Origin of the sequence: uncultured Brevundimonas sp., from assembly GCF_963974615.1 — a bacterium.
GTDB lineage: Bacteria > Pseudomonadota > Alphaproteobacteria > Caulobacterales > Caulobacteraceae > Brevundimonas.
The window spans coordinates 1-2,993 of sequence record NZ_CAXBDH010000037.1 but is presented as its reverse complement, the minus strand read 5'-3'; the positions used below and the strand labels follow the sequence as shown (position 1 = coordinate 2,993).

The window sequence follows — 2,993 nt, the reverse complement described above, 5'->3', positions numbered from 1 at the left end:
AGAACAACAGGTTGAAATCCCGAACTCCGCATAACGGTGACGCGGCATATTACGTGCTGGGATACCTCGAACAGGCCTTCCCGATTCATGCGCAAAAGCTCGTGGAGATCGACGGCAATATGGTGGCGGAACCTTTACGGGATGAGACCGGCGCGCTCGTCGTCTCGCGCGAGGCGCTCGCTTTGCGTGACGCGGCCATGATGGAATTGATGACGCTGGCCCCGATCCCTTCGGCGCTGGATCAGATCCTCTGGGCCTTTGGCGACGATGCCGTGGCAGAAGTCACGGGGCGGTCCATCCGGCCCCTCAAAGCCGAGGATGGCCATCTCTTCATCGACAAGCGCAGCGCCAGTAGCAATTCATCCGAGACCCAAGCCTTCATGGACGGCGAAAAGGATATCCTGATCTTCTCCGATGCAGGCGGCACGGGCCGGTCCTATCACGCGGCGCAAACGGCGAAGAACCAGAAACGGCGGCGGCACTACCTGCTGGAGCCCGGCTGGCGCGCGGATGCGGCCATCCAGGGGCTCGGCCGCACGCATCGCTCGGCCCAGGTCAGCGCGCCCTTCTTCCGGGTCTGCACCTCCGATGTGCATGGCGAGAAACGCTTCACCTCAACTATAGCCAAACGCCTCGACCAGCTGGGGGCCTTGACGAAGGGCCAGCGCGAGACCGGCTCGCAAGGCATGTTCCGCGAGGAGGATAATCTCGAAAGCCCGATCGCGCGAGCAGCGCTGCGTGGGTATTTCGCCGATCTTGCCGCCGGGCGCGCTGAGGCGATGAGCTACGAGAGCTTCGCCGACTGGACAGCCCTGCGACTGATCGACAAGGACGGGGTGCTCCTTGAGGAGCTTCCCCCGATCCAGCGGTTTCTCAACCGGATGCTTGCCCTTCCCATCCACATGCAGAACGCGCTCTTTGCCGAGTTCATGCGCCGGATTGCCGATCAGACTGAACGGGCGCGCGCGGCGGGCACGCTCGATCTCGGCGTGGAAACCCTGCGTGGCGAAAAGATCGAGCAGGTCTCCACAGAGGATCTCTGGACCTGCCCGAAATCCGGCGCCGTGACGCGGATCATCGGACTTGAGGTGACGGACCCAGTGTATGTCCTGGGCGCCGAAGAGGCCATATCGCGCAATCCCGACAAGCTGCCGATGGTGAATCGCGCCTCCGGTCGCGCGGCGCTCATCTCGGCGCGCCCCATGCAGATGTATGACGAGGACATTGTCACGCTGATGCGCAAGGTGGTGCGGCCAAACGGGTCGAGCTATCTGGAGGAGACGCGGTTCGAGTCCTCGGCCTGGGAAGACATCGGAAGGCCTGAGTTCGCAAGGCTTTGGGATGAAGAGGCTGCGTCCCTGCCGAAAACCACCACGACCAAGCTCTACCTGCTGACGGGGATGCTGTTGCCGATCTGGAAGGACATCCCGACCACGAATGAGCGCATCTACCGCGTCACGCCGGACGGGGCGACCGCCATGATCGGGCGCACGCTGAGCGAGGAAGGGACGGCAGCGTTGCGCGCCCGCTTCCTCGTCTCCAACCCGCAAACACCGCAGGAGATGCTGACCGCCGCCCTCGGCACCACCGTACCTGTCGATCTGGGCCGGGGTCTCACCCTGACCCGTCGCCGGGTCGCAGGCGAGATGCGTCTCGAGCTGGGTGGTGCGGATCGGGGCATGATTGAAGGTCTCAAGGCCATGGGGTGTTTCACGGAGATCATCTCCTTCCAGCTGCGGGTGTTCCTGCCGCATGGAGACGGGATCGACACGGGCCGCATTCTGGCCCGGATCGTTGGAACCGAAACGTCAGCCGCGCAGAACGTGGCTTCAGTGGCAGCGGAATAGGCACGGAGGCGATCATGACACTCGAAGAGATCAAAGCCGCCATCGATGCCGGTCGGACCGTGCATTGGGCCAACACCGGCTACCGCGTGCAAAAGGACAGCCTCGGCCAATACCTGATTACGTTTGAGCCGAACGGCAGCACCATCGGGCTGACCGACCGGAGCGGGCAGCGGTTGAACGGGGAGGAAGCAGAGTTCTTTATCGCTGGACCGGAGGGTGGCGACGAGAAGCGCCAGGATAGCCAACTGAGACCAGACGGGCAGGGGAGGGGCGTCGTACCCGGCGGGGAGGTGGCACAGTCTCTCAGGCGCCAGCGCTGAACTGAAGGTTGGGAAGAAAGGAAAGCGAGCTTTCTAGTTTGTGATCCCAGGAGGGGTCGAAAAAGCAATCCCGGATGCGCTGGCAAGAACGTCAGGCACCGGCCAATCCAAGAAGGAACTATCCCATGTTCGCAGGAACCCTTACCCGCAACGCCGAGACCGCTGCCGCCGAATACACCGGCATGATCCATTCGACGCGCTTTGACATCGCCATCCAGCTCGAGGCACGGGCCAAGATGTCCGATCGCAGCCCGGATTACGACGTGACGGCGATCAACAAGTCGGGCCGTAAGGTGCGCATCGGCACGGCCTGGAACGAGACCGGCAACACCAGCGGCAACCCCTACATCTCGATGCAGATCGATGTCGGCCTCGGCCCGTTCCGGGTCAACGCGGTGCAGACGAAAGAGGCGCGCGCGGCCCAGAGCGGCGAATTCGAGATCATCCCACTGGTCTCGAACGGCCTGATGAAATCCGGCTCGATCTCGGGCGAGCTCACCGCCATGGACGCCGACAACGCCTTCACCGGCTACATCGCCAACATGATGTTCGATCTGGAGTTCATGCTGATCGAGAACAGCTACAAATCCGAGGAGACCCACCCCGATTACCGGATCGAGGTCAGCTCGCCCCGGGGCACACCGATCCGCGTCGGCTCGGCCTGGATGGCCAAAAGCAGCCGCACGGGCAATGACTACCTGTCGCTGCTGATCAACACGCCTGATGGCGACCTGCGCGTCAACGCCGTGCAGAACGAAGAACAGCGCGGCGGGCAGACCTTCTCGATCATCCCGTTCATCGACAGCGGTGAGCAGCCGCAGGACGC

General features: G+C 63.0%; 3 protein-coding genes. All 3 read left to right on the top strand.

Going from position 1 to position 2,993, the window contains the following annotated elements; genetic code table 11:
- A partial coding sequence (locus tag AAC050_RS14525; protein ID WP_339915793.1) for a strawberry notch C-terminal domain-containing protein occupies nt 1-1,847 on the top strand: 1,847 nt, incomplete at its 5' end.
- 14 nt (nt 1,848-1,861) lie between these two features.
- Nucleotides 1,862-2,167, top strand: a complete 306-nt coding sequence (locus AAC050_RS14520) for a hypothetical protein (RefSeq protein WP_074637386.1) — start codon at nt 1,862-1,864, stop codon at nt 2,165-2,167.
- A 125-nt stretch (nt 2,168-2,292) separates the two neighbouring features.
- Nucleotides 2,293-2,993: DUF736 family protein (locus AAC050_RS14515; RefSeq protein WP_339915792.1), on the top strand; the 701-nt coding region annotated here is incomplete at its 3' end.

Excerpts from the sequence above, each read along its gene's own strand:
- AAC050_RS14520 (WP_074637386.1), top strand. The coding sequence starts at position 1,862 with ATGACACTCGAAGAGATCAAAGCCGCCATCGATGCCGGTCGGACCGTG.